The sequence below is a fragment of the Bacillus sp. UMB0893 genome (assembly GCF_002858905.1).
Lineage (GTDB): Bacteria > Bacillota > Bacilli > Bacillales > Bacillaceae > Bacillus_P.
The window spans coordinates 124,751-149,493 of the sequence record NZ_PKLB01000010.1; the positions used below are offsets into that span (position 1 = coordinate 124,751).

The window sequence follows — 24,743 nt, forward strand, 5'->3', positions numbered from 1 at the left end:
AAAACAAAACCCCAAAAAGGATCTCCTTTTTAGGGCAATTCATTAAAGCACATATACTCTTGTTTCAAAAGGCTTCATTGCAAATGAAGTTGTGTGTTTATGCGCATCGACTTCATAGTTTTGAAGGACCATTTGCTCTTTAGATAACGGCAGCCCGCTGTACTGGTAAAAAGCTGTTTTATTGCTTATGTTTGAGATAATCAATGCTTTTTTGCCTTCAAATGTTCGTGTGTAAGCGTAGATTTGCTTGTCCTCTGGAAGGATCAAATCGTATAACCCATATACGAAGACTTTATTTTCTTTACGAAGATCAATCATTTTTTTATAAAAATGATACACAGAGTTTTCGTCCTGTAATTGCTTTTCAACGCTAATCTTTTTATAATTTTCGTTTGCACCAAACCACGGGGTACCCGTAGAGAATCCCCCATTCATCTCCTCGTTCCACTGCATGGGAGTTCGAGAATTATCCCTTCCTTTATGCCAGATGATTTTCATGATTTCTTCATGAGAGCGACCTTTTGCCGTTTCTATGCGGTAAAGGTTTTTCATTGCTACATCATCATAATCATCAATTGATGGGAAATGAACATTTGTCATGCCAAGCTCCTGGCCTTGATAAATAAACGGCGTTCCCTGCATTAAGAAATACATAGCCCCAAGCGCCTTTGCACTTTCTGTCAAGTATTCCTGATCGTTGCCCCAAGTGGATACTGAACGAGCTTGATCATGGTTTTCAAGGAATAATGCATTCCAGCCCGAACCCTCTAACCCTTTCTGCCATTTAGTTAATGTTTCCTTTAATTTAATGAGATCGACTGTTCCTTCTGTCCCGTTATCCCAAAGCCCAAGATGCTCGAATTGGAAGATCATATTAAAAATCCCGTTTGTATCTCCAACCCAATCTTCAGCCTGTTCAAGTCTTACACCGTTCGCTTCCCCAACAGTCATGATGTCATAACGCGCAAACGTTTGCGCTTTTAGCTCACTGAGGTGCTCCATGATACCTTCTACATTCATGTGATAATCGAATGATGAAACGAAATCAAGTCCGTTTGGATTCGGAAGATCAGGAAATCCTTCTTTTTTGTTAATATGCGATATTGCATCTACACGGAATCCGTCGATGCCTTTATCAAGCCACCAGTTGATCATATCGTATACAGCTTGTCTCATTTCTTCATTTTTCCAGTTTAAATCAGGCTGTTTTGTAGCGAATACATGCATGTAATATTGCTCTGTGTCTTTATCAAGCTCCCATGCAGATCCGCTGAATATGCTTTCCCAGTTGTTTGGCTCTTTGCCGTTCTTGCCGTCGCGCCAAATGTACCAGTCTCTTTTTTCATTATCTTTCGAAGATCGGGATTCAATAAACCAAGGATGCTCATCACTTGTATGATTGACTACTAGATCAAGGATCAGCTTCATGTCTCTTTTATGCACTTCAGAAAGCAGCTCATCAAAATCTTCCATTGTACCGAAGTCTGCCATAATATCCTGATAATCGCTGATGTCATACCCGTTATCGGCATTCGGTGAGCTGAAAATCGGACAAATCCAGATGACATCAATGCCAAAGTCTTTTAAATAATCTAGTTTAGAAATAATTCCGCGGATATCTCCAATTCCGTCTCCATTCGAATCCATGAAGCTTCTAGGGTAGATTTGGTAAGCTACCGCTTCTTTCCACCAAACTTTTTTCAAGTACAAACACTCCTTTATATCAACCATAACGTCCAGTAAGACGAATTAAAATTGGAATTAAGCAGAAAAACAAAAAGTATTCGCTTACATTTATTAAAAGTTGTCTTTACTAAAAAATATTATACTCTAATTATGTTAAAGATTGAACAATTTTCTTAATCGTTATGAATAATGAAGACCACCCAACCTTTGTCCATCCAACAGTATTTTATTTTCAAAAAAGAAGAAGCTGCCGGCAATCGATAGCTTCTTCCTGAACTTTTATGCAATTTTGGAGCTTAGCTCAGAAGCTTTGTTCTTGAGCCAATCCTTTCCTTCTACTAACCTTGAAACCATCATACTGCTGACTGTAAACATAGCATTTAAAAAGAGATCACCGAATGGTTTTAAGAATGTTGCTTTTTCTCCGAGGATCAGTCCGATGATTCCGCCTAAAAGAACAGACGACAGCAAGATAAGCGGAAAGCGATATGCTTTCATTAAATAATCCCTCCAACATTAATCTATAAGAACGCACTAATGCTATCAGAGATAAAATTTCTTTCTCAATGCCATAAATTTGGAATCACTTATGATGTATCTGCTATATTTTCAGAAATCAAAAACAGGTGATCAAAAAGGTTCACCTGTTTTTGATTCTTTTTTCTTTTTCGCTTCAAGCTTTCTTATATGATGCCCCTCCATGTCCGTTACGGTAAACTCAAAGCCGTCAGACTCAATCTTGTCTCCTTTTTTCACATCAATTTTTTCCGTTAGGACCCATCCGCCGATTGTATCAACTTCCTCTTCATCAATCTCAAGATGCAGCAAATCATTTACTTCTTCAATTAAAGCTTTGCCGTCAAAGATATAATGATCGTCGCTTTTCTTTTGAACATTCGGCAGCTCGTCCACGTCAAATTCATCACGTATTTCACCGACGATTTCTTCAAGGATATCTTCTACTGTGACAAGTCCTGCAGTTCCTCCATATTCGTCAACTAAAATCGCCATATGGATACGGTCTTTTTGCATTCTGAGCAGCAAGTCCTGTATCGGAATATTTTCAATGACTTTAATGACGGGGCGAATGTAATTTTTAAGCAGCACGCCTTCCTTTGACATATAGAGGGCATTTAGGATTTCCTTTATATTAATAAGACCGACGATATTGTCTTTATCTTCATGTTCAAGCGGATATCTTGTGTACCTTTCACTTCTCATGATTTCGAGATTTTCCTCAAATGAATCTTCGAGTGACACTGTCACCATTTCTGTTCTTGGAACCATGATCTCTTTTGCAATCCGATTGTCAAATTCAAAAATTTTGTTGACGTATTTATATTCAGACGGATTGATTTCTCCGCTTTTTAAGCTTTCGGATAATATAATGCGAAGTTCTTCTTCCGTATGCGCCACTTCATGCTCAGATGCCGCGTGGAGCCCAAATAATCTGATAAGGAATAAAGCAGATCCGTTTAACGTTTTGATAAAGGGATACATGATTTTGTAGAACAAAATGAGCGGACGTGACAAAGTCATTGTGACCCACTCGGCTTTTTGGATAGCAAGCGTTTTTGGAGCAAGCTCGCCAATGACTACATGTAAATATGTAATCGTAATAAATGCAATAATAAAAGATAAAATGCTGACTATAGGATCATTCCATCCCCATGAATGAAACAAAGGATGCAGCAGTCTCTCAATTGTCGGTTCACCTAACCAGCCAAGTCCGAGGGCAGTGATTGTGATGCCAAGCTGGCAGGCTGATAAATATTCATCTAGACTCCCGGTCACTTTCTTTGCAGCGATAGCACTTCGATTGCCTTCGCCGACAAGCTGATCAATTCTTGAACTCCTTACTTTTACAATTGCAAATTCGGCAGCAACAAAGAATCCAGTGACTGCAATTAATATAACAACGAGTAAAAGGTTCGTAACTATCAAGAGCACCCCCTTATCCGCAGAATGGATAAGGGTCACCCCCTTTCTAATTAAAGGCTATATCCGTTAAAATTTCAGTTCGACATACTCAGTTTTTTCAAATATATTTCAGCTGTTTTATTGTCTGTATTCTTTGCAAAATACTAGCTGCTTACCATTTCATTTATTTCCATATTCTCCTCAGCTTTAAAAATTCTTGCAGATATCCCCAAACAGAGACGGGTGACATGATTATTTGATACGTTAATGCAAAAAGGAAAAAACCGGATGTATTCTTCCTGACTTTTAAATTGAGCTCTTTAAAGACCCTTTTCTGATAGGTATAAATGCTGAAGTAACTTAAGAACGTAATTGGAAGAACAAATAGTGTCATTGGACCGACAATCCAAAAGTAGCCGAAAAAGGCAAGAACGAGTCCTGGAAGCCAGAAAAATGTGTACGTAAAATCCAGATACGGCATAATAAAATTGATGCCTGTTAAAAACTTGGCAAACAGAACCGGCTGCTGCCATGGCTTCATTTCTTTTAATGCCTCGATCATTCCCCGTGCCCACCTTGATCGCTGTTTTGCGAAATGGCTGAAGGAGGCTGGGATTTCTGTAAATGCGACAGCAAGCGGTTCGAAATAGACCCTGTATTTATGGTGCAATAACCGCCAAGTGAGTACGATATCCTCACCTATTGCTTCAGGCCAGCCCCCAATTTCTTTAATGGCTTCCGTTCTATACAAACTAAATGCACCTTGTGCAACGAGTGTTCCCTGATATAGCCCTTGAAGTCTTTTTACAGCTGAAATTCCTAAAAAATAATCCCATTCCTGCATCTTCGTCAATAAATTATCGCGGCTGTTTCTCGCAAGAATCGTCCCTGCAACCGCGCATACATCATCAGGAGAACTGATGATCCGTGACACAATATGGCGTATAGCACTTTTGTGAAGAATGGTATCTGCATCAAGAGTAAGCACGAATTCTGTCTTTGTTTCTTTTATTCCCCGGTTCAGCGCATTGTATTTTCCGGGGTTCTCTTCATAAACAATGCTAATCGCTGTTTTGAGGCCGGCATTTGCTTGTCTTGCTATAAGCGAAGTGTGATCTTCTGAACCGTTATCAACAACAATGACAAAGATATCTCCCAAGTAATCCTGCTTATCAATATAGCTAAGAGTAGAAGCTATATTTTTCTCTTCATTTTTTGCAGCTATGATCACTGTTACTGGCAGACAAGGATTTTTAATTTTAGGAGGAGGCTGTCTGTCGATTAGTAAACTGCTTACTAAAAAAGCATTTAAAAAACCTGGGATATAAGCAATTCCCGCAATGATGAAAATAGCGAGAAGAAGTCCCGTGATCTCTGAAAGTTCCTTAATCCAAGGCAAAGATAGCCAAACAGAGCAGCTTAACCATAAAATGGCTGCTGTCTGGCTGAACCAAAATTTCTTTTTTACAGAAACATACCATTTTTTCATGATCATCTACCTCAGCAATAAGGCTATTTCTTATTAGCTTTCTCTACTGGCAAAAGAACATGCTCTTGTTCCTTTTTTATTTTGCAATACCCGCTACTTCTATGAAAAAAATAGGAAAAAATTGCACATACTACTGAAGAATACGTTGTGAACGTAAGGAAGTGAAAACGATGAAACTTACAGATAAAGAGAAATCCGCACTAAGTGAAGCGATTGATAAAATGAATGAAGGCTTGGACGTTTTTATCCAATTTTATAATGATGCTGAAGAGGATAAGCCAATTATTGAATTTACAGAAGATACCGTTTCAGCGATTGAAAAGGCCATGGATGCTTATGGAAAAGAGGCTGTTGCAGCAAAGATTAATGCCATTATCCGAGAGGTGCTCTCTTTTCTTCCAGGTGAAAAATAGGAGGTAACATGAAGTCAAATAAATTATTAATTGATTGGCTTAAATGGCCACTGTATTTAAGAATTGTATTAATCGTCATGCTGATCGTTCTTTTGTTTGGACAAGTGATTTCTATTATTGAGCCCGAAGTCTTTCCTACAGTTTTTGATGGGATATGGTGGGCGCTTGTAACGGTTTCAACAGTCGGTTTTGGGGACTATGTTCCGCAAACCGTTGCTGGACGCTCTGTAGGAATGATGCTGATTTTAATTGGAGCGGGATTTGTTACAACTTACTTTGCAACCTTGTCGGCAGCAGCTTTTCAAAAACAGCATTCGTATCTTCATGGGGACACCCCTTTTAAATACAGCAATCATATCGTGATTATCGGATGGAATGAAAAAACGCATGAACTGATTGATACATTCAAGAAAATCAAACCATATAAAAACCTTGTATTGATTGATGATACTCTCGAAGAATCGCCGCTCATTGAAAATCTGCATTTCATCAAGGGCAATCCTACAATTGACCGCACACTTATTAAAGCCAACATTGAACAGGCTGATGCTGCGATCATTACGGCTAATCAGCATAAAAGCGAAATTGATGCGGACATGCACTCCATTCTCATTCTCCTGGCTATTAAAGGCTTAAATCCAGAGCTTTATACAGTGATTGAGTTAGTAACAGGCATGCAGCAAAACAATGCAAGGCGCGCCGGAGCCGATGAAATCATCCAGTCCTATCAGCTTGCAAGCCACCTGATGATGAATAGCTATTTAGCCAAATATGGATTATCAAGCGTATATTCTGAATTGAACCCGGGGAGAGGCAACTACTTTAAAATTGAGCCGCTGCCTGCAGATTTGATTGGAAAAACATTTCATGAGGCAAGTCATTTCATGCTTGAAAAAGAAATGCTTTTGATTGGCATAAAAAAGGGAGATCAGACGAAATTAAATCCGCCCATCTCCCAGATCATGCAAGAAAATGATCTCATGATCATGATTACTCATTAATCAAGAAGAACAGCTTCAAGCTCTTTTACTAAATCCTTGCCAAGGTCAATATATTTTTCAGGAAACTCTGCATCCTTATCCTGCGGCTCCTGAAACTGATCAAAAGAAGCTTTAACGTTGCCAAGATGTACATTATCGTCGAGTCCTATTTGGTATTTATGAGATAGCAAATAGGGATTTGTCAATTGTACAGTTGTATTTTGCGAATCCAGCTGTCCGTCAATCGCCTTAAATGGCAGACGCAGAAACTGATAGCCGACCTCATTATCAATTTTATAATCAAAAGAGCCATGATCATATTCCCAGCCGCCGCCAATCGCATAGCCAAGAGGCTTAAGCTGCTGTTCAAGATGATAAAGCTTAAATGACTTCCCTTCAAGCTTAGATGGTATTTCAATCATTTAGATCGACCTCCTTTTTAAGGATAGGTTCTCCAGAAAAATACGCTTTTATGACAGGGGTCATACCCCAGCTGAGTTAAATTAACGGTACCCTAGATTCGCGAAAATCAATAATTCAGGTAACCATTGGCGCCGTATGGTACCCTAGATCCACGAAAAACAGAAATCCAGGTAACCATTGGCGCCGTATGGTACCCTTGATTCGCGAAAAACAGAATTCCAGGTATCCATTGGCGCCGTATGATGACCTAGAATCACGGAATGGATTACAGAAATCCAAGTAAATATTATTCATAAGTAAAAAAGAACAGCCCGACTATCTCCTTTGGGCTGCCCTTTTCCATTATTTTTTCAAACGTTTCTCAAGCTCTGCTTTCACTTCTTCAAAACCTGGTTTCCCAAGCAAGGCAAACATGTTTACTTTATTACCTTGGGAAATCGTTTTTTTCATTTTCTTTCTTTATACATATAACAGCTTTACATTCTTTCATATTTACTATTTTCTCTTTCGCTAAATCTCATATTATTTCGGAGTAATTGTGGTCAATTATGGTCAAATGAATTTTCCGATATTCAGCATTGGTACTGAACAGAAAATCAGAAAAACACTGTTAGTCTCTTGTATTGGCTTACTGCTATTTCTAATCCTATAGATTAGGCACAAAATGACCAAAAAGACGAAGCTGTTTCCATTAAAAAATGCGATTTAGAAGTTTTATTTAAAGCTTTACTTCTACCTCAGTTCCATCCTTCAATTTCGTTTCAACAAGGATAACTCCACTGTGCTTAGACAATCCCTGCAGCAACGACTTCAAATCTTTTCTTTCAATTTCCGGGAAGATGAATTTGCTGCCATCCTTTTCAATTGCTTTATTTATTAAGTGATTAATCCTTTTTGATGTAATAATCAAACTAACCAAATTTAAAACCGCATAGGGAACAGGAATGGAGAATCGTTTATCCTTTACTTTCACCTTGACTTTTAACATAATCTACTCAATCACCACAAAAACTTTATCACCATTTGCCGAGGTGATGTCAACAATCTGTCCGTCCAATTCGTTTTCAATTGCTTCGATGAGCAGGTCAACGTTAATATCTTTTACATATTTTTCTGCCTCAGGTATTTTTTCAGCAATATTTGTACCTACTTTTAAAACAGCCTTTACCAGATTAATCGGTAAATTCACATTTACATTATCACCTTCTTCGGAGGTCACACGAATCTTTAACATTTTATTTCCATATGGGACTTCTTTTTTTATTGTCACTAGCTCTGGCTGATCTTTACCTTGTAAAATATTAATTAATTCACTTGCTTTTTCCTTATCAATCTTTCCTTCCTCTACCAGCGTTAAGACTCTCGAAATTTCGTCTTTCATTATACTTCCCCCTCTTTTAATAACTGAATGGCTTTCTCTGCCGTAATTTCGCCTTTTTCCAATAACGATACAATTTTTTTCTTATCCACTTCCGGTTTCTTTTGAGAGGAATATCCCAGAGCAGAGATAATTTCATCTAATTTTCCTCTAACAGTCGGATAGGAAATTCCGAGCTCCTTCTCGACCTCTTTGATATTTCCACGGCATTTAAGAAAAATCTCAATAAAATGCAGCTGTTCCTGACCGAGAGCCGCCAGTCTTGAAACTTCAAATTCATTTTCTACCGTTGTCTGGCAATGGTTACACTGTAGCTTAGTAATTTTAAGCGCCTTCCTGCAAACAGGACAATTAGTGAGTAAAGGATACGCCATACTGTTCTCCTTTCTTTCATTTAGTCATATCATACACCATATCTTTTATTTTTCAAATAAACATTTAAAATTATTTATAAAAATTTATATTTTTATTCAATAAGTTAATTTATACATTAAATAAATTAATTTATTGTCATTTAAGTTAAAATAAAAAACAGACTCATTGGAGAGTCTGTCTGATTGTCGAGAAAGGGATAAGAGCCTATTTGACACTTAAAGAAAAGTTCTTCGATAAGATGGTTCTTCAATTTAATAGCCCTTATGCAGAAGACTTCAGTATCTGCTTACTCCGTTAAACTTCCCTTTAAAGGAATAACTAAAATTTCCAATTTATCATAAAGGTCCAATAGCCTACCTTAAATTAACTAACAAAAAGCACACTATTTTAGCTGCAAAATGGTGTGCTTTTTCTAAAACGATTTAATTGTTTTGCACCTCTGAACCGTCTCCGTTACCATGAGGTGAGCTGCGACGAATCAGGATTGATTCGAGATATGAAAATTAAGTTCGGAAAGATGAGTATTAAGGTTATGGATCCAGTAAAGATGAAAGTTGAATTTATGGAGTATGAATACTTCGCTCATGGACATCAGGGGAAAATGAGGTATTGGCAATATCTGTGGCTCAACATGTGAATAGAAGGATGAAGATGTATTTTTATCGTAAATATAAGGTATATAAAATTTTAGCCACTCTCGATTAAGAGAAAGGCTTCTTCTTTATTGATTGATTAGATTAATTTAATATTTTTTTTGCGGTTCTAATAAATTCTTCTCCAAAGCTATATGGTAAATACCTCAAACTATCATCATGAACTAACTCTTCAATCCTTTTCCATGTTTCAAGATCTTTTTGAATATAAACTTGTTCTAACTGTAAAATTTCCCCTTTTAATTTCTGAATTAAAGAATCATTCTCTAATTCTATAAAATCTTTAAATCTAACATCTAAACTGTCATCATATGACTGGTTATAATAACAATCAAAAAAGTATTTAAGGTTTATATAGCTTGCTTTAACATTCATTATTCATTCTCCTTTACCTATACTATTTTTTAAGGTAAGCAGTATTAATAATAAATCCGTTATCAGATTTAGAATCTTTCATTATTTGAACATTTAATTCGGACGGAAGACCATGATTGTTCATGGCAAGGATGATCAGGGAAGAAACTGGATGAGCGTAGAAAAAAAGCAATTCTTTTTAGAAGAGCTGCAGAAACTTGGAGTTAATACGGCTCAGAGTGGGATCAAAATCAATGGAAGGTAAATCAATTAATAAATTCTCGGAGTATATGGCCGACTCAACCACATTTTAGCAAGGAATGTGGTCAAAATGCGGTCAGTCAAGTTTTTTATACCCCGAGAACTATACAAATTACTTATAAATTTATACTAATGAAAGAGGCGTAAACCCTTATTCCTCTAAGCGTTTCTCTAGCTTCGCTTTCACTTCTTCAAAGCCAGGTTTGCCAAGCAGCGCAAACATGTTTACTTTATATGCTTCTACACCTGGCTGGTCAAATGGGTTGACGCCCAGCAAGTATCCGCTCATCGCACATGCTTTTTCAAAGAAATAAACAAGGTATCCGAATGTGTACTCGTTCATCTCAGGAAGATTTACGATTAAGTTCGGTACTCCTCCATCTGTATGGGCAAGCATTGTACCTTGGAATGCTTTTTTGTTTACGAAGTCAACGGTTTCTCCGGCTAAATAATTCAATCCGTCCAAATCGTTCGCTTCTGCTTCGATTGTTAGCTCATGACGAGGCTTCTCTACAGTTAATACTGTTTCAAATAAGTCACGGCGTCCTTCTTGTACGTACTGACCCATTGAGTGAAGGTCTGTCGAGAAATTTGCCGAAGCTGGGAAAATACCTTTTTGATCTTTCCCTTCACTTTCTCCAAATAACTGCTTCCACCATTCTGAAAAATATTGAAGTCCTGGCTCATAGTTGATCAGCATTTCAATTGTTTTTCCGCGATTGTATAATGCATTTCGTACAGCAGCATATTGGTAAGCAGCATTGTCTTCAAGCTCAGAAGTTGCAAAATCCTCCATTGCAGCAGCTGCGCCCTTCATCATTTCCTCAATGTCAGCTCCTGCAGCAGCGATTGGAAGTAAGCCAACCGCTGTTAAAACGGAATAACGTCCGCCAACATCATCAGGAATTATGAAAGATTCGTATCCTTCTTCTGTCGCCAGCGTTTTTAATGCACCGCGTGCTTTGTCCGTCGTAGCATAAATGCGTGTTTTCGCTTCAGCTTTTCCGTATTTTTCTTCAAGAAGCTTGCGGAAAATGCGGAAAGCAAGTGCAGGCTCTGTTGTTGTACCGGACTTGGAAATGACATTGATTGAAAAATCTTTTCCTTCAATTAAATCCATTAAGTCTTTCATGTAAGTTGAGCTGATATTGTTCCCAACAAATATGATTTGCGGTGTTTTGCGCTGTTCCTTTGAAAGGGCATTGTAGAATGAATGATTAAGCATTTCAAGAGCAGCACGAGCTCCAAGATACGATCCGCCAATTCCAACAACTAAAAGAACGTCAGAATCTGATTTGATTTTTTCTGCGCTTTTTTGAATGCGTGCGAATTCTTCTTTATCGTATGCAGAAGGAAGATCCACCCATCCTAAATAATCGCTTCCTGCACCTGTTTTTTCATGAATTGAATGATGCGCCACTTTTACGAAATCGCGCAAATATGTAAGTTCGTGTTCACCAAAAAATGACAACGCTTTAGAATAATCAAAACGAACATGAGTCATTTCATTTCCTCCATCAATGTAAAATTTTTATCCTCTTTCACTTTAACCAAACTAAGATGGTAAATCAAGCAAGCCTTAAAATGTAAACGCATCCAATTTATAAAAAGGAAAACACCCTGAAAAACCAGGGTGCTGTTCTACTTAAAGAGATGCTCTTAAAATAGCTAGAACGTCTTCTTTGTTAAGTTTTTTAAAGTTGCCGAATTCTCCATTAGACATCGCTTTATCAGCTATCAAATCGAGCTTTTCATCCGTAATATCATAATCGGCAAGACGGTTAGGCGCTCCGATGCTGCTCCAGAACTCGCTTAGCTTATCAATTCCTTCTAAAGCTGTATCACGGTCTGATTTTCCTTCTGGATCTACATTGAATACGCGGACAGCAATCTGTTTGAAACGGTTCACATTCTCATCCAGTGTATGTCTCATCCAGTTAGGGAACAAGATGGCAAGACCGCCTGCATGCGGAATATCATAAACTGCAGAAACAGCATGTTCAATATTATGAGTTGCCCAGTCGCCGCGATAACCCATTTGCAGAGAACCATTTAAGGCAATTGTTCCTGAGTAAAGAATGGTTTCACGAAGCTCGTAATTTTCTAAGTCATTAATCAGCTTAGGAGCTGTTTCGATTACTGTTTTTAGAGTTGCTTCACAAAAACGATCTTGAAGCGGTGTATTTTTAGTATGATGGAAATACTGTTCAAATACATGTGACATCATATCCACTATTCCATATACGGTTTGATCCTGCGGAACTGTAAATGTGTTAACGGGATCCAGAATCGAGAATTTAGGGAATGTTAAAGGACTGCCCCATCCGTATTTTTCTTGCGTTTCCCAATTTGTAATAACGGAGCCAGCATTCATTTCGGAACCTGTTGCAGCTAACGTTAAGACCGTTCCAAATGGAAGTGCCTCTGTTGGAAAATGTTTTTTTGTTACAATATCCCAAGTGTCTCCGTCATATTTTGCACCGGCAGCAATTGCCTTCGTACAATCAATGACACTTCCTCCGCCTACAGCTAATAGAAAGTCGATGTTTTCGCTTTTAGAAAGATTTACTCCGCGCTGAACAGTTGATAACCTTGGATTTGGTTCTACACCTGCAAGTTCAAACACATTTGCACCAATTTCATCCAGTTGTGCAAGCACTTGATCATATAGGCCATTGCGTTTGATGCTTCCGCCCCCATACACAAGCAAAACATTTTTTCCGTATTTCGGAACTTCTGTTTGGAGCTGTTCAAGCTGTCCTTTACCAAAAATTAATTTAGTAGGATTATGGTATGTAAAATTTTCCACAATCATCGCCTCCTTTTATAAAGTAAGTATGACCTTTTTTCATTTCATTTTGCAAGGAATGAGCTCTCAGCAAACTTTTTCTTCTTGAATGAATAATTTCAGCATTACTTCGCAATCTATTAGTGAAGTCTCATCATCTAAGGAGGTTAAAGCATGAGCGCTGTTCAACGCATTGCACTTGTACTTACTATTATCGGAGCGATAAACTGGGGTTTAATCGGCTTCTTCCAATTTGATTTAGTAGCTGCTATTTTTGGCGGTCAGGATTCCGCATTATCAAGAATAATCTATGGACTTGTTGGAATCGCCGGTTTAATCAATCTTGCCCTTCTATTTAAGCCAGCAGCTGAAATCGCACGCGACGAACCAAGACCTGAAGCGAGATAGATTTATAATGAAGGCACCGGATTCTGTCCGGTGTTTATTTTTTTGCTTTTTAATTGGGTGTAAGCCTCCCCTTTTATCGGGCCCAAACCTGAAGTTTATCGGCCAAACTTACATTTTTTCTGCTACATGAACAAATAAAAGGATGTTTTCGCATTGATTGTTGTTATTGGTTATCAATGTTACCCGTTCCTTTCCGCTGCAGGCTTTCCGCGGGGAGGGTGGGGTCTCCCATTTCCCTCTATTTCCCGCAGGAGTCAAGTGCCTTCCGCTACAATTCACTAGGATTTACAGCATTTTTTCTAAAAGCAACAATCTTTACGAAATGAGCAAATAAAAAAGAATCCACCCAAAAAGGATGCATTCTTCTAAAAAGTCACGACTTATTTGTTTGTTTGTTTAGATTGCTCGATCCACTCTTCTAACTTTTCTTTTAGAGTGTTGAAACCTTGTGGAGTTTCGTTTGAGTAAGCTGGAGTTGCTTTCACAGTAGCTTGACGCTTTTTAGGCTTTTTAGGAGCTTCTGTTTGTGCTGGTGCTTCTTGAGTTGCGCGGATAGAGAGGCTGATTTTTCCAGCTTGCTCGTCAACTGAAAGAACTTTTACTTGAACTTCGTCGCCAACTTTTAATTGCTCGTTGATATCTTTAACAAATCCGTGTGCTATCTCAGAAATGTGAACTAGACCTTGTGTTGATTCATCTAATGCTACAAACGCTCCGTAGCGCTGGATTCCTGTTACTTTGCCTGTGTGAACAGAACCTGTTTCGTATTTTGTGCTCATGGTAACACTCCTATATAAGTTGTATTTTTCTCGTTTAATATACGCAATTTAAAACTATATCATATATTCGTGTTTTTTTCAAAGAAGTTTTTTCCTCATCGGATCTGTCAAGTATTGTGCCTTCTCTATTGAAGGAGAATGAAATAAATTTATTTTCCCTTTTTCCAGAAGTAAACAGTCGCGATATTCTCCTTCATGATGGAGATGTTTTGGCATCAACCTTTTCTTTGTAAATCCGCTTTTCTCATAACAGTGAATCGCACGCTCGTTTAACAGAAGAGGATCCATTACCACTAAATCTGCTGATTCTAATAAATATTCAGACATTGTGTAAACGAGCAGCTGACCGATTCCTCTGTTCCAATAATCATGTTCCCCTATAAACTGGTCCATCTCAGGCAACGATTTCATCTTCATAACCATACAGCCGACGTTCTTTATCACTGATGTCGTAAAATTGAATATAACCGATCCGGCTTCCTTCATACACTATGACATTCCGGTGTACCCCGTTATCACGATCGTAAAATTTCTCATGAACTCTTTGCAAATTAAACGGATTGTCCCTGCCTTCATAAAATTCAAGCACTTTTGGATCTGTCAGCCATTTGGCTAATAAGTGACGGTCTCTTGTTTCTAATTTTCGAACTGAAAGCTGTCCTGCTTTAATCAGCATAAGATATCTTCCCTTCTGAATAAGAAAGACCGGGCTATAACCGCCCGGTTCATTAGCTTGATATGGCACATGCTTCACTGGAACTTTTATAAACCATTCATTAAAATTATCAACGGATTATTTCACGAACGTATCAACCAATCTAAGGTTTCAATAGTTAAGCTGCTTTATGGATAAACAACCCTTGTGAAGTAATCTTCAGGATCTATTTTTACTTCATATATGACTGATGATCCGTCATTAAAAATCAATTCAAATGTTGCCTTATCACCTTGCGCACTATACTCCTCGTGAACCTTATAGGTTCTGTTTGAAATCGTTTTATACTCAGATGCTTTCCTCTCGATTTCTTCAGCAAACTCTTCTTTTGAAGGAGTTCCTTCTCCTTTATCAAGAAGCTCATATGCTGAATCTGCATCTCCCTTTACTACTGTATAGATGTAGAGGCGAAGAACTTCGACAGACTGCAAGGCATCCAGAGCCTCTGTGTCTCCATTCTCTTTGAATGCAAGGTAAGCATCGTGAATTTTGTCAGGAAGCGGAAGAACAATAAAATCTCTCCCTCTCTTATAAGAAACCGCAGGTGATAAGCTTTCAGGAGCAGCCACCTCGTATTGCTCATATTGTTCTCTAGAATCAAACGTGAAGTTTTTTTCTTTTAATTTATTGTAAAACTCTGTTACGACAGCAGCCGTTTGACTATTAGGATTTTTTTCCATTACAGATTGTAATGCAAGTTTCCATTCTTCTTTCAAACGATTCTCCTCATCGATTGCAGGAGTATTAGTTAGTCCTTTCAAAAGTAAAAACAGCCAAAATTCATAACGTTCCTTCAGTTTTTCACTATATTTAAAGTTTGGATTTTGATTTATAAAATCTTCAAGAGCAACGGTCCGTTCTGCCAGCTCTTGCGGCGTAATACTTACGGCAGCATCAGCCGTTACCTTCGCTTGATTTTCGACTTCAAAATATTTCAGCATTTGCTCACTAAATTTTAATTCTTTCTGCAATAAAGCAAGGTCAGGCTGAAAATTAATCATTCCTTCTCCTTCATGATAAAAACGATAGCCGCTGTCTCTTATTTCTTTTACGATCGGACCTGCATCCGGATCCTTTGTACCAGCAGTATTCAATTCTTCTGTAAAAGCAAACACATCTGTATACTGCAGATTTTCGGATACGGTAAGCCATTTTTCAAAGTAATATTCATGCATCACTCGCTGCTTTTCAAGCAAACTAATGATTTCTTCATCTTTAATTTGCTGCCCTTCTTTGACTTTTGCACGCAGATTGGCAAGTTCCTCACTTGGGACAGATAGTTTTTGCTCTACTGTATGCTTCACTGTTTTGTAGTAATTTTCAAGCTCTTGCTTTGAGTTATAGGTTTTGCGATTCTCAAAATCATCAACAGCTTTCTTTGCTTCCTGGACGAATACATATTGATCAACATCTGCTATGCTGACGGCTTCATCAAAGTCACTCAATTTCTCTTCATATAACTTACTAATTTCCTGATGCCTTGCCTCAATTTCTTTATTTGAAGGCGGTTCTGCTGCTGCTGGAGGCTGTTCACCTGTCCCGCCATTTCCAGACTGGTTTTGCATTAAAAGCTGAGTGCCGAGCAAACCGGCAATGATTAAGACACCAATAAAGCTTGCTGCATATAAATACTGAGATGAAAAAAAGTTCCGCTTCTTTTTTTCTTCTATTTTAATTCGTTCAATAATTTTTTCAGAAGATGAGTGAGCTGGAAGCTGTTCATATGATTTTTTCAAGTTCGATAGTCTTTGTTCAAAAATTTGATCATCCATGCGTTTCACCTTCTTTCTTCTCGTGCTCCTCCAAGATTTTTTTAAGCATGGATTTCCCTCTTAAAATTCTTGTTTTCACGGTAGATAATGTGATTGACATAATTTCAGCAATTTCCTCATATTTCATCTCATGAAAAAAATAGAGGACAATTGGAACTCTGTATTTTTCATCAAGTTTTTGCAGGCAAAGATGAAGCGACCTGTCTTCTTCATTTTGCAGGACATGAGACTCAACCTCAGGATAGTCGTAATGAGGCTCATTTTGGATTTTAAATACCTTTTGCATATTTGACATGCGTTTTCTTGCTGCATCTCTTGTAACGTTAAGGGTTATTTTATAAAGCCATGTTGAGAACTTTGCTTTTGAAAACTGATCGAGAAAACGGTAAACGCGAATAAATACTTCCTGTGTAATATCATCTATATCATCACGCCTGTTGCCAAGCTGATAAGCAAACTTTTCAACAACAGGAGTATACTTCTCAACCAGCAGCTGAAAAGCATTCATATTCCCTTTTTTGGCTTTTAAAACTAACTCATCATCATTCATGTTCTGCCCTCCTTATGACATCTGTGAAACGAGAGATAAGAACAGTTTGTTTCATTCCTAGGAAAAAAATCACAAGAGTATATACGCAGAAATAAAAGAGGAAAAAAATATAAAAGATGGTTTAACATACAAAAAAAGGGGAATAATATTAGCGTAAAAGCTTTCTAGTATTCCCCCCTTTTGTTGATTGGACAAAACCCCGTCGGTTTTGTCCATTTTTTTATTGGAAATTTTTCATAAAAACAGCGATTCTTCTCAAAGCCTCTTGAAGCTGTTCTAACGAAGAAGCATAAGAGCATCTGATAAAGCCCTCTCCGCTCTGTCCAAATACATGTCCTGGCACAACTGCTACCTTTTGTTCAAGCAACAGCCTTTCTGCGAACTCTTCTGAACTTAGGCCTGTATTAGCAATCGAAGGAAACGCATAAAACGCTCCTCCAGGCAGATGACACGGCAGTCCAATTTCGTTTAAGGAATCAACGAAATAATTTCTTCTCTGCCGATAGCTTTTCTTCATATGTTCAACATCCTGCTGTCCGTTCTTCAACGCTTCTATCGCCCCATACTGGGCCATTGTAGGCGCGCACATCATGGAATACTGATGGATCTTCAGCATGGCCTGTGATAACTCTGCTGGAGCAGCAATAAACCCAAGACGCCAGCCAGTCATGGCAAAGCCTTTTGAAAACCCTGAAATCAGAATCGTTCGTTTACGCATGCCGGCTAAGCTTGGAAAACTTGTATATGCTTCCTCATATGTAAGTTCTGCGTAAATCTCATCAGCTAAAATGAGTAAATCGTGTTTTTCAGCTACTTTTGCAATTTCTTCAAGCTCGGTCTTATTTAAAACAGCACCCGTTGGATTGCTTGGAGAGCATAATAACAAAGCTTTTGTCTGATCGGTTATGGCGGCTTCAATTTGATCAGGCAGCAGCTTAAATTGGTCCTCTGCCTTCGTATGAAGCGGCACCGCCAAACCTCCCGCTAGAGATACTAATGGTCCATATGATACGAAGCATGGCTCTGGAATCAGCACTTCGTCACCGGGATTTGTAATGGCTCTTAAAGCAATATCCAAAGCTTGGCTTGCTCCCACAGTGACAATAATTTCGTCTTCATACCTATAAGCTGTGTTAAATTTCTTATGTAAATACTGGACAATTTCAACACGAAGTTCCTTTAGACCGGCATTCGCCGTATATGAAGTAAAGCCCTGCTCCAATGATAGAATACAGGCTTCTCTTACACTCCAAGATGTCACAAAGTCAGGTTCTCCAACTCCAAGCGAAATAACACCTTCCATGCTAGCCGCAAGATCAAAGAACTTGCGGATGCCGGAAGGCTTCAATTGTGTAACTGTATTCGATAAAAAACGTGATTTTACTGTCATGGAGACACCACAATTCGTCGATCCTCATCATCTTGTTCAAAAATTTTGCCATCATGTTTATATTTTTTCAAAATGAAATGTGTCGTTGTCGAAAGAACGGAATCAAGTGTAGATAGCTTATCTGATACAAAATGAGCGACTTCTGACATCGATCTTCCTTCAATTACAACGGACAAGTCGTACGCTCCTGACATGAGATAAACTGACTTTACCTCTTTAAATCGGTAGATCCGTTCTGCAATTGCATCAAAGCCTGTGCCTCTTTTCGGAGCAACTTTTACATCAATCATCGCTGTTACCCCTTCGTGACCATCGACTTTACGCCAGTTTACGGTTGTAGAATAATCAATTATAACCTTCAATTCCTCAAGACGCTTAATCGATTCAATCGTTTCTTCCTCAGTCAGCTGCACCATTTTTGCAATGGCAAGAGGAGTCAGCCTGCTGTTTTCCTCCAGCAGCTCCAATATTTCCGTTTCCTTTTGAGACAGCTTCATCATATCGTCCTCCCTATCAAGAATGTTCTGATAATTATAGCATGAATCTTATCGGCAGGCATGCTTTCATTTGTTTTTTTTCATTATTAAACGGGTAGATTTTTCATGAGTGAATTTCAATTTGCAGGTTAAAATATTAAAAACTCCATGACAAATTTGCTGATTACCGTCAGTTTTTGTCAGCTTATGCGAATATATGTTGTATAGATTAATCCAGAAAAAATGTTGGAGTGAATGACTATGGTGACTTTGGATAATAAACAAGCATTCAAAATGAAAATACAAGGCATTCATGTTCATTATGAGCTCTATGAGAATCCTGGAAAACCAACGATGGTATTAATTCACGGATTTCTTTCTTCTACATTCAGCTATCGGCGGTTAATTCCATTTTTAAGAAATGAGTACCGCATTATTGCGATTGACCTCCCGCCTTTTGGGCAGTCAGAGAAATCAATTGCATTTGTTTACTCATACCGCAATATGGCAAAGATCGTCATTGAGCTATTGAAAAATCTTCATGTGGATAACGCCCTTCTTGTAGGGCACTCAATGGGCGGACAAATTTCCTTGTATGCTGCAAAAGAAATGCCTGAAATGTTTAAGAAAGTGGTTCTTTTATGCAGTTCAGGCTATATGAAAAGATCTCATCCATCCCTTATTTTCGGCTCGTATGTACCATACTTCTACCTATGTATTAAACACATTATGAGCCGGCAAGGTGTTTGGAAAAACCTATGCAATGTTGTCCACGATCGATCATTAATTGACCAAGAAATGATGGATGGCTATATACAGCCGTTTTATGACGACCGAATTTTCATGGCCCTATCAAGGATGATTCGTGATCGCGAAGGAGACTTATCTGCAGAGGATTTAAGAAAAATTGAAACGCCAAGCCTGCTTATTTGGGGGCAGGAAGATAAAGTTGTTCCTGTACAAATTGGCGAAAGAATGAACAAAGATTTGCGGAATTCTCATTTTTTTTCTTTGCAAAACACAGGGCATTTGGTGCCTGAAGAGCGCCCGGATATTGTTTCAGAAAGAATATTTGAATTTTGCATATAAGGTATTTAGAAACAAATAAAAAAATGCAGCTTAGAACGATGAATTATCGTTCACAAGCTGCATTATTTTTTATGAGAAGCAGTTGAAATGCTATTTTTTCACATTCTTTTAATGGAACGATTTCTTCAAAAGAGAATTCATATATAGCCTGAATTTTTCTTGATAAATGGGAGGGCTCATCTGAAACGTGAACAGCCTGCAAAACATCGAATACTTCTGTTTCGTAAGCTTCATCACCGTAGCCGAGCGGATCCCATTGATATAAAATTTCAAGCATTTGTTCATTAGCTTCTTTCATTTCCACTTTATATCACCTATCCATTTCATTTGCATAGCTATTTTATCATAGATATGATAAAAGAAAAGTATGATATATCTTCAGAGAGGTGAAAAATGTTGAATCCTTTTGATCAGACAACAGACAGATACAATACTCAATCCGTAAAATGGGATTATACTGAGGAAATATTCGGCATCAAGGACGTTCTTCCAATGTGGGTAGCAGATATGGATTTTAAAGCACCGCCTGAAGTCATTGAAGCACTTGAGAAGCGTGCATCACATGGAGTCTATGGATATACTTCTGCAGGTGCAGGAGCGAAAAAAGCTGTACAAACATGGATGAAAACACGTCACGACTGGGATATTACGCAGGAATCCATTCTTTTCAGTTCAGGTATTGTGACTGCTCTCAGTATGTCCATACAGTCATTAACTGAGCCAGGAGACAGTGTAATCATTCAGTCGCCTGTTTATCATCCTTTTTTTGAAATGACCGAAAAAAACAATCGTACAATCGTTAATAATCAATTAAAGCTTTTAAATGGAAAGTACGAAATTGATTTTGCTGACCTTGAAAAAAAGCTTTCAGATCCTCGTGTAAAATTAATGCTTTTATGCAATCCTCATAATCCTGGCGGAAGAGCATGGACAATGGATGAACTGAAAAAACTGGGAGAATTATGTGCAGAACATCATGTGATCGTGGTCTCAGATGAAATTCATTCTGATTTAATGCTGTACGGCCATAAGCACGTACCTTTGGCATCGATTTCTAAAGAGCTGGCCGATCATTCCATTACATGCATGGCCCCCAGTAAAACATTTAATCTTGCAGGTTTGCAATCATCTGCCATTATCATTCCGAATAAAGAGCTCAGGACCAAATATGAAGATTTCCAAAAAAGACAAGGCTTTTTCACACTAAATACGTTTGGTATTACAGGACTGGAGGCTGCATACACATACGGTGCTCCTTGGCTTGAGAATTTAGTAGGGTACTTAGAAGAAAATGTGAACACTGTTATTTCCTTCATTTCTGAAAAATTGCCTAATCTAAAAGTGATGAAGCCTGAATCAACTTATTTAGTATGGATTGACTGCAGAAACCTTTTAAAAACAGATGCTGAAATCAAACATGCGCTGCTTGAAAAAGGCAAGCTTGCTCTTGAAGAAGGCAGCAAATACGGTCCAGGCGGAGAAGGATTTGTCCGGATGAATATCGGCTGTCCCCGTTCAATGGTACTTGAAGGGCTGAACAGGCTGGAAAAAGCATTTTCATGAGAATGACACAAATAGCGGTGTTCATAACCACCGCTATTTGTTTTGATATATTTTTTTCGCTGCATATGCTTTTAACAGACACTTTCTTTATAGACACTTTTCCAAGTTTATTGGACATATAGAATAGATATCACCCTTGTTTATTTAGGCTCTTTTCGGAAAGTTTGTTGCTTTTAGAAAAAATAGTTAAAACCTTTAATGGATTGTAGAGGAAGGCACTTGACTCTTGCGGGAAATAGAGAGGAATGGGAGACCCCGCAGGCATAGCCGAGGAAGCTCCCATCCATCCCCGCGGAAAGCAAGTGCCTGCAGCGGAAATCCAGGGGTACAATGAATAACCAAAAACAACAATCAATGCGAAAACAGCTTTCATTTAACAGCTTCTAAACACCTTAAAAAATCATGCTTATATATGACATTAAGTACTACTGGCGAACCTTGCTTTTTCTCAAGCAGTGCATGTTCATCTGGGTACTGTTCATGTACATCAAAAGTGACATACCCAAGTTTCTCCTGCGCTTTTCTTGATCTGATATTTTCCCGATCTGCTCCAATAAATACTTTTTCAAGGCCTAGGTTCTCAAATGCATCAGTAAGAATCAGCTTTTTCGATTTGGAATTATAGCCCTTTCCCCAATATTCCCGGTCGATCCAGGTTTCGATAATGAGATATTTGAAAGAGTAGTGGTGCCGATAAATCGTTCCTTTTCATCGAGGATGAACCGGCAGCGTGTTTCTCCTAATTGCTCCTCTTTTTGCATGATATTCAGAAACGTAAACACATCTTCAATTCTTTTGTTCCGAAATGTTAAGTACTTTACTACTTCTTCTTTGCTGGTCATGTCAAATATATCTTTTGCATAACGGATATGAGGTTTTATTAAGCGTGTCATTTATTCAGCTCATCATTTGACAAAAAATGAAATAATTTCAAGTATATTGAATTTTTTAATGATATAATGATTTCAGATTATTGTAAAGGTGACGAATCCATTAACCATGCCAATAGAATCTATTAAAGAATGAATTCTTCATATGACACTTATTCTTTTACCGATTTTTATTTATCAAATGGCATGGCTAAGCAGACCTTTTAATAACCCGCAAAGCCCAAAAAAGGCGCTGATTTATTTACTTTGTGCATCTTCGGCTATTCTTTGCATGACTTACCCTCTCCACATTGTGGATGATATAAGCTTGGATCTTCTCACTATTCCTATTATAATCAGTACTTTAAATGGAGGACCCATCTCTGGTGCCCTTGTCATTATCAAAGTGTTTATCTATCGGTTCTATACAGGCGGATACTGGGTAATGCTTAGTCTGCTGACAATTCCTATTTATATGATTTTACTTTCTATTTACATAGAAAGTGGCCTTCTTATTACAAACGGCGAAAAATCATGCTAATAATACTGATTGCAAATGTTAAAACAGCAGTTGCATACGCCGCTGTGTACTTAACTGGATATCTTCGATGGACACCATTCATATTGAGTAACCGCAATACCTTCATTTTAGTAACAATCAATGCAAATACAGCCTTATCAAAAATGAAAAGCTTTCTATCGTTAGTGAGCTTGCTGCAAGTGTTGCCCATGAAGTCCGCAATCCGCTAACTGTTGTAAGAGGCTTTATTCAGCTGATGAGACAGGAAGCTGAAGACAAAGAACATAAAAATAAGGACTACTTCGAATTAGTATTATCAGAGCTCGGGTCGCGCTCAGGAAATTATTGCCGATTATATAAATTCAGCAAAACAGCAATCTTATTTTACATTAAAAGAAACGGGTACTGGATTAGGATAGACTGTAACTTTTTCCATAATTGAACAGCATCAGGGAATCATTCGCTTTCAAAGCGAGGTTAATCAGGGAACAACCGTCACTGTATCACTGCCTATCTATTCTGAAGCCGAATAGTTCGAATGTTCCTGCAAATTCCGTAATAAACTAACACTAGTGACCAGACGAAAAGTATATGAGGAGGTGGTATATTTGAGAAACCGATTCATGCTGATTCTTCTGCTAACCTTATGCTTATTAACCGCGGCTTTCTTTATACCGAAGCAAATGGGTGATGGTGCGCAAGCTATTCCTAACGAGAAAATGCAGCAAGAAGCTGATCTTGCCATTGACACAATCCAAGCGCTTCATTTTAATTCTTTTCAGCGGGCACTTTCTCTTAACGAACATGTACTTAGCGTTAAAGAACTCGAAGACTCTAATCAAAAATGTTATGAAACCACTGTTCAGTTTTACACGTTTTTTGGACTGCCTCTCTCAAAAGTAAAGGCAGACTGTAATCAAATTGCAGACATAAAGTAAAAACGGCCAAGGTTGGCCGTTTTTTTATGTCTGCATCATTTTTCATTAGAAACAATCCATTCGCATTTGGAATAGGATTTCTGATTTGAAAGGTTGTTCCTTTTGTAATTGTATATTCACAAACAGCAAACAATGATCAGGATTTGCCATTCATGATGGGAATCCTTTGTCCTTCATCAATACGCTGCAAATACAAATCAATTGAATGAAATAATCCTATATTCAAAAACCACACACTCAAAGAATGCGTGGTTCTCACTTTTCATCAGCAGGTTTCACTTCATTCTTATCAGAACGCTTACCTTCTTTTTCCGTGATTTCACCGCAGGCGATGCGTGCTCCGGAATCTCCTGATGGCTGGGACATACCGTCATCCTTTTGTTCGGTAATGATTAAGGTAGTGCCATCCTTCATTAATAAAGAGTTTTTTGCATCTTTTTTTAATGTTACAGTTGGTGCAGCAAGTTCAGCTTCAGCGAGTCCATTTTCATCAGCTATCAAATTTTGGAGATCACCTGCATGTGATCCCTCTGGATGAAGAAGCCCGTGCTGCTTTTCGTCAGGATTAAAATGGTTGCCTGCACTTTTAAACTCAGGACCTTCACATTTTGCGTTTTCATGAATATGTAAGCCGTGCTCACCAGGCGGAAGACCTTCAAGCACCAATTCCATTTTCACGCCTTTTGTTTGCTCGGAGATTTTTACTGTACCAAGAGAGTCCCCATTTGCATTATACATTTCAACATCTAGTTTAGTCGGTGCCTCTTCCATGCAGCCGCTCAAGAAAGACAGGAATATGACAGCTGGAACTATTTGTATTTTCATCGTTTCCTCCATAAAAATGTGCTTATACCATTTTCGGCATACTTTTTCTTTTTTATACAGAGGAAAATAGATATTGCATCGCATACAATACTGCTGGATCTCCAACTATACTTATCACGTTTATTTTTA

General features: G+C 38.2%; 30 protein-coding genes and 2 pseudogenes. 8 read left to right on the top strand and 24 right to left on the bottom strand.

Annotated features, from left to right (window positions below):
- Positions 1–42: 42 nt before the first annotated feature.
- From CYJ36_RS20645 to CYJ36_RS20660, 4 genes are all read right to left on the bottom strand, one after another.
- A complete protein-coding gene (locus tag CYJ36_RS20645) occupies positions 43–1,704 on the bottom strand; it encodes an alpha-glucosidase (RefSeq protein WP_101569147.1) in 1,662 nt (553 codons plus the stop codon).
- 261 nt (positions 1,705–1,965) lie between these two features.
- On the bottom strand, positions 1,966–2,184 hold the full coding sequence (locus CYJ36_RS23915; RefSeq protein WP_180850513.1) for a hypothetical protein: 219 nt from the start codon (positions 2,182–2,184) through the stop codon (positions 1,966–1,968).
- Between the two features lie 132 nt (positions 2,185–2,316).
- A complete protein-coding gene (locus CYJ36_RS20655) occupies positions 2,317–3,630 on the bottom strand; it encodes a hemolysin family protein (RefSeq protein ID WP_101569148.1) in 1,314 nt (437 codons plus the stop codon).
- A gap of 160 nt (positions 3,631–3,790) precedes the next feature.
- Entirely contained in the window at positions 3,791–5,095 is a 1,305-nt protein-coding gene (locus CYJ36_RS20660) for a glycosyltransferase family 2 protein (RefSeq protein WP_185772371.1), read from the bottom strand.
- Positions 5,096–5,265: 170 nt separating this feature from the next.
- Between CYJ36_RS20660 and CYJ36_RS20665 the strand changes: the two genes are divergently transcribed.
- Positions 5,266–5,508: an atypical membrane-integrating protein (Mistic protein) gene (locus CYJ36_RS20665; RefSeq protein ID WP_101569150.1), complete on the top strand. Its 243-nt coding sequence runs from the start codon at positions 5,266–5,268 to the stop codon at positions 5,506–5,508.
- Positions 5,509–5,516: 8 nt separating this feature from the next.
- Positions 5,517–6,509 (top strand): potassium channel family protein, encoded by a 993-nt coding sequence (locus tag CYJ36_RS20670; protein ID WP_101569151.1) that lies wholly within the window; start codon positions 5,517–5,519, stop codon positions 6,507–6,509.
- Here CYJ36_RS20670 and CYJ36_RS20675 read toward each other — a convergent pair.
- The 8 genes and pseudogenes from CYJ36_RS20675 to CYJ36_RS20705 form a co-directional block, all read right to left on the bottom strand.
- The gene (locus tag CYJ36_RS20675; RefSeq protein ID WP_101569152.1) at positions 6,506–6,910 is read right to left on the bottom strand and encodes a YugN-like family protein; all 405 of its coding nucleotides are present in this window, start codon (positions 6,908–6,910) and stop codon (positions 6,506–6,508) included. The genes CYJ36_RS20670 and CYJ36_RS20675 overlap by 4 nt on opposite strands.
- A gap of 343 nt (positions 6,911–7,253) precedes the next feature.
- Positions 7,254–7,334: pseudogene (locus CYJ36_RS24940) on the bottom strand (hypothetical protein); the annotation flags it as partial.
- 295 nt (positions 7,335–7,629) lie between these two features.
- A complete protein-coding gene (locus CYJ36_RS20680; protein ID WP_101569153.1) occupies positions 7,630–7,899 on the bottom strand; it encodes a hypothetical protein in 270 nt (89 codons plus the stop codon).
- A 3-nt stretch (positions 7,900–7,902) separates the two neighbouring features.
- A complete protein-coding gene (locus tag CYJ36_RS20685) occupies positions 7,903–8,292 on the bottom strand; it encodes an SHOCT-like domain-containing protein (protein WP_101569154.1) in 390 nt (129 codons plus the stop codon).
- On the bottom strand, positions 8,292–8,663 hold the full coding sequence (locus CYJ36_RS20690; RefSeq protein WP_101569155.1) for a DUF2089 domain-containing protein: 372 nt from the start codon (positions 8,661–8,663) through the stop codon (positions 8,292–8,294). The genes CYJ36_RS20685 and CYJ36_RS20690 overlap by 1 nt, the downstream gene beginning before the upstream one ends.
- Positions 8,664–9,401: 738 nt before the next feature.
- On the bottom strand, positions 9,402–9,692 hold the full coding sequence (locus CYJ36_RS20695; protein WP_101569156.1) for a hypothetical protein: 291 nt from the start codon (positions 9,690–9,692) through the stop codon (positions 9,402–9,404).
- Between the two features lie 391 nt (positions 9,693–10,083).
- The gene (locus CYJ36_RS20700; protein WP_101569157.1) at positions 10,084–11,436 is read right to left on the bottom strand and encodes a glucose-6-phosphate isomerase; all 1,353 of its coding nucleotides are present in this window, start codon (positions 11,434–11,436) and stop codon (positions 10,084–10,086) included.
- 141 nt (positions 11,437–11,577) lie between these two features.
- Positions 11,578–12,741 carry an iron-containing alcohol dehydrogenase gene (locus CYJ36_RS20705; RefSeq protein ID WP_101569158.1) on the bottom strand — a complete coding sequence of 388 codons (1,164 nt, stop codon included), beginning with the start codon at positions 12,739–12,741 and terminating at the stop codon, positions 11,578–11,580.
- A 153-nt stretch (positions 12,742–12,894) separates the two neighbouring features.
- Between CYJ36_RS20705 and CYJ36_RS20710 the strand changes: the two genes are divergently transcribed.
- Positions 12,895–13,128, top strand: coding sequence for a DUF378 domain-containing protein (locus CYJ36_RS20710; RefSeq protein ID WP_101569159.1), 234 nt, complete (start codon positions 12,895–12,897; stop codon positions 13,126–13,128).
- A 380-nt stretch (positions 13,129–13,508) separates the two neighbouring features.
- Here CYJ36_RS20710 and yugI read toward each other — a convergent pair whose 3' ends face one another.
- The 7 genes from yugI to CYJ36_RS20740 form a co-directional block, all read right to left on the bottom strand.
- Positions 13,509–13,907 (bottom strand): S1 domain-containing post-transcriptional regulator GSP13, encoded by a 399-nt coding sequence (yugI, locus tag CYJ36_RS20715; RefSeq protein WP_101569160.1) that lies wholly within the window; start codon positions 13,905–13,907, stop codon positions 13,509–13,511.
- Positions 13,908–13,985: 78 nt separating this feature from the next.
- On the bottom strand, positions 13,986–14,318 hold the full coding sequence (locus CYJ36_RS24685; protein ID WP_308315384.1) for a GNAT family N-acetyltransferase: 333 nt from the start codon (positions 14,316–14,318) through the stop codon (positions 13,986–13,988).
- Positions 14,302–14,583, bottom strand: coding sequence for a GNAT family N-acetyltransferase (locus CYJ36_RS24690; protein WP_308315385.1), 282 nt, complete (start codon positions 14,581–14,583; stop codon positions 14,302–14,304). The genes CYJ36_RS24685 and CYJ36_RS24690 overlap by 17 nt, the downstream gene beginning before the upstream one ends.
- 167 nt (positions 14,584–14,750) lie before the next feature.
- Positions 14,751–16,394 carry a hypothetical protein gene (locus tag CYJ36_RS20725; RefSeq protein WP_101569161.1) on the bottom strand — a complete coding sequence of 548 codons (1,644 nt, stop codon included), beginning with the start codon at positions 16,392–16,394 and terminating at the stop codon, positions 14,751–14,753.
- Positions 16,387–16,944 (bottom strand): RNA polymerase sigma factor, encoded by a 558-nt coding sequence (locus CYJ36_RS20730; protein ID WP_101569162.1) that lies wholly within the window; start codon positions 16,942–16,944, stop codon positions 16,387–16,389. Before CYJ36_RS20730 ends, CYJ36_RS20725 begins: the two co-directional genes overlap by 8 nt.
- Positions 16,945–17,164: 220 nt before the next feature.
- A complete protein-coding gene (locus CYJ36_RS20735; protein WP_101569163.1) occupies positions 17,165–18,334 on the bottom strand; it encodes an aminotransferase in 1,170 nt (389 codons plus the stop codon).
- Entirely contained in the window at positions 18,331–18,831 is a 501-nt protein-coding gene (locus tag CYJ36_RS20740; protein ID WP_101569164.1) for an Lrp/AsnC family transcriptional regulator, read from the bottom strand. The genes CYJ36_RS20735 and CYJ36_RS20740 overlap by 4 nt, the downstream gene beginning before the upstream one ends.
- A 240-nt stretch (positions 18,832–19,071) precedes the next feature.
- On the opposite strand from CYJ36_RS20740, the gene CYJ36_RS20745 reads away from it, so the two are divergent.
- Positions 19,072–19,899, top strand: coding sequence for an alpha/beta fold hydrolase (locus CYJ36_RS20745; protein ID WP_101569165.1), 828 nt, complete (start codon positions 19,072–19,074; stop codon positions 19,897–19,899).
- A gap of 43 nt (positions 19,900–19,942) precedes the next feature.
- Here the strand turns inward: CYJ36_RS20745 and CYJ36_RS20750 are convergent, their stop codons facing one another.
- Complete coding sequence (locus tag CYJ36_RS20750; protein WP_101569194.1) at positions 19,943–20,197, bottom strand: DUF1871 family protein; 255 nt, start codon at positions 20,195–20,197, stop codon at positions 19,943–19,945.
- Positions 20,198–20,292: 95 nt separating this feature from the next.
- On the opposite strand from CYJ36_RS20750, the gene CYJ36_RS20755 reads away from it, so the two are divergent.
- Positions 20,293–21,462 carry a MalY/PatB family protein gene (locus CYJ36_RS20755; RefSeq protein ID WP_101569166.1) on the top strand — a complete coding sequence of 390 codons (1,170 nt, stop codon included), beginning with the start codon at positions 20,293–20,295 and terminating at the stop codon, positions 21,460–21,462.
- A gap of 130 nt (positions 21,463–21,592) precedes the next feature.
- Here the strand turns inward: CYJ36_RS20755 and CYJ36_RS20760 are convergent, their stop codons facing one another.
- The 3 genes from CYJ36_RS20760 to CYJ36_RS20770 are packed head-to-tail and all read right to left on the bottom strand — an operon-like array spanning position 21,593 to position 22,355.
- A complete protein-coding gene (locus tag CYJ36_RS20760; protein ID WP_101569167.1) occupies positions 21,593–21,835 on the bottom strand; it encodes a hypothetical protein in 243 nt (80 codons plus the stop codon).
- Positions 21,832–22,161 carry a GNAT family N-acetyltransferase gene (locus CYJ36_RS24945; RefSeq protein WP_101569195.1) on the bottom strand — a complete coding sequence of 110 codons (330 nt, stop codon included), beginning with the start codon at positions 22,159–22,161 and terminating at the stop codon, positions 21,832–21,834. The genes CYJ36_RS20760 and CYJ36_RS24945 overlap by 4 nt, the downstream gene beginning before the upstream one ends.
- Positions 22,062–22,355, bottom strand: coding sequence for a hypothetical protein (locus CYJ36_RS20770; RefSeq protein ID WP_101569168.1), 294 nt, complete (start codon positions 22,353–22,355; stop codon positions 22,062–22,064). The genes CYJ36_RS24945 and CYJ36_RS20770 overlap by 100 nt, the downstream gene beginning before the upstream one ends.
- Before the next feature lie 142 nt (positions 22,356–22,497).
- Between CYJ36_RS20770 and CYJ36_RS20775 the strand changes: the two genes are divergently transcribed.
- The 3 genes and pseudogenes from CYJ36_RS20775 (at position 22,498) to CYJ36_RS20785 (ending at position 23,789) form a co-directional block, all read left to right on the top strand.
- Positions 22,498–22,872 carry a LytS/YhcK type 5TM receptor domain-containing protein gene (locus tag CYJ36_RS20775; RefSeq protein ID WP_101569169.1) on the top strand — a complete coding sequence of 125 codons (375 nt, stop codon included), beginning with the start codon at positions 22,498–22,500 and terminating at the stop codon, positions 22,870–22,872.
- Positions 22,873–23,011: 139 nt separating this feature from the next.
- Positions 23,012–23,228: pseudogene (locus CYJ36_RS20780) on the top strand (histidine kinase dimerization/phospho-acceptor domain-containing protein); the annotation flags it as partial.
- Between the two features lie 231 nt (positions 23,229–23,459).
- Positions 23,460–23,789 carry a hypothetical protein gene (locus tag CYJ36_RS20785; protein ID WP_101569170.1) on the top strand — a complete coding sequence of 110 codons (330 nt, stop codon included), beginning with the start codon at positions 23,460–23,462 and terminating at the stop codon, positions 23,787–23,789.
- A 255-nt stretch (positions 23,790–24,044) separates the two neighbouring features.
- Here CYJ36_RS20785 and CYJ36_RS20790 read toward each other — a convergent pair whose 3' ends face one another.
- On the bottom strand, positions 24,045–24,614 hold the full coding sequence (locus tag CYJ36_RS20790) for a superoxide dismutase family protein (RefSeq protein WP_101569196.1): 570 nt from the start codon (positions 24,612–24,614) through the stop codon (positions 24,045–24,047).
- Positions 24,615–24,743 lie beyond the last annotated feature (129 nt).

Bases quoted from the DNA above. Each gene is read 5' to 3' on its own strand.
- CYJ36_RS23915 (WP_180850513.1), bottom strand. From the start codon at position 2,184: ATGAAAGCATATCGCTTTCCGCTTATCTTGCTGTCGTCTGTTCTTTTA.
- CYJ36_RS20660 (WP_185772371.1), bottom strand. From the start codon at position 5,095: ATGAAAAAATGGTATGTTTCTGTAAAAAAGAAATTTTGGTTCAGCCAG.
- CYJ36_RS20665 (WP_101569150.1), top strand. From the start codon at position 5,266: ATGAAACTTACAGATAAAGAGAAATCCGCACTAAGTGAAGCGATTGAT.
- CYJ36_RS20670 (WP_101569151.1), top strand. From the start codon at position 5,517: ATGAAGTCAAATAAATTATTAATTGATTGGCTTAAATGGCCACTGTAT.
- CYJ36_RS20675 (WP_101569152.1), bottom strand. From the start codon at position 6,910: ATGATTGAAATACCATCTAAGCTTGAAGGGAAGTCATTTAAGCTTTAT.
- CYJ36_RS20680 (WP_101569153.1), bottom strand. From the start codon at position 7,899: ATGTTAAAAGTCAAGGTGAAAGTAAAGGATAAACGATTCTCCATTCCT.
- CYJ36_RS20685 (WP_101569154.1), bottom strand. From the start codon at position 8,292: ATGAAAGACGAAATTTCGAGAGTCTTAACGCTGGTAGAGGAAGGAAAG.
- CYJ36_RS20690 (WP_101569155.1), bottom strand. From the start codon at position 8,663: ATGGCGTATCCTTTACTCACTAATTGTCCTGTTTGCAGGAAGGCGCTT.
- CYJ36_RS20695 (WP_101569156.1), bottom strand. From the start codon at position 9,692: ATGAATGTTAAAGCAAGCTATATAAACCTTAAATACTTTTTTGATTGT.
- CYJ36_RS20700 (WP_101569157.1), bottom strand. From the start codon at position 11,436: ATGACTCATGTTCGTTTTGATTATTCTAAAGCGTTGTCATTTTTTGGT.
- CYJ36_RS20710 (WP_101569159.1), top strand. From the start codon at position 12,895: ATGAGCGCTGTTCAACGCATTGCACTTGTACTTACTATTATCGGAGCG.
- yugI (WP_101569160.1), bottom strand. From the start codon at position 13,907: ATGAGCACAAAATACGAAACAGGTTCTGTTCACACAGGCAAAGTAACA.
- CYJ36_RS24685 (WP_308315384.1), bottom strand. From the start codon at position 14,318: ATGAAATCGTTGCCTGAGATGGACCAGTTTATAGGGGAACATGATTAT.
- CYJ36_RS24690 (WP_308315385.1), bottom strand. From the start codon at position 14,583: ATGCTGATTAAAGCAGGACAGCTTTCAGTTCGAAAATTAGAAACAAGA.
- CYJ36_RS20725 (WP_101569161.1), bottom strand. From the start codon at position 16,394: ATGGATGATCAAATTTTTGAACAAAGACTATCGAACTTGAAAAAATCA.
- CYJ36_RS20730 (WP_101569162.1), bottom strand. From the start codon at position 16,944: ATGAATGATGATGAGTTAGTTTTAAAAGCCAAAAAAGGGAATATGAAT.
- CYJ36_RS20735 (WP_101569163.1), bottom strand. From the start codon at position 18,334: ATGACAGTAAAATCACGTTTTTTATCGAATACAGTTACACAATTGAAG.
- CYJ36_RS20740 (WP_101569164.1), bottom strand. From the start codon at position 18,831: ATGAAGCTGTCTCAAAAGGAAACGGAAATATTGGAGCTGCTGGAGGAA.
- CYJ36_RS20745 (WP_101569165.1), top strand. From the start codon at position 19,072: ATGGTGACTTTGGATAATAAACAAGCATTCAAAATGAAAATACAAGGC.
- CYJ36_RS20750 (WP_101569194.1), bottom strand. From the start codon at position 20,197: ATGAAAGAAGCTAATGAACAAATGCTTGAAATTTTATATCAATGGGAT.
- CYJ36_RS20755 (WP_101569166.1), top strand. From the start codon at position 20,293: ATGTTGAATCCTTTTGATCAGACAACAGACAGATACAATACTCAATCC.
- CYJ36_RS20760 (WP_101569167.1), bottom strand. From the start codon at position 21,835: ATGAAAGCTGTTTTCGCATTGATTGTTGTTTTTGGTTATTCATTGTAC.
- CYJ36_RS20770 (WP_101569168.1), bottom strand. From the start codon at position 22,355: ATGACACGCTTAATAAAACCTCATATCCGTTATGCAAAAGATATATTT.
- CYJ36_RS20775 (WP_101569169.1), top strand. From the start codon at position 22,498: ATGACACTTATTCTTTTACCGATTTTTATTTATCAAATGGCATGGCTA.
- CYJ36_RS20790 (WP_101569196.1), bottom strand. From the start codon at position 24,614: ATGAAAATACAAATAGTTCCAGCTGTCATATTCCTGTCTTTCTTGAGC.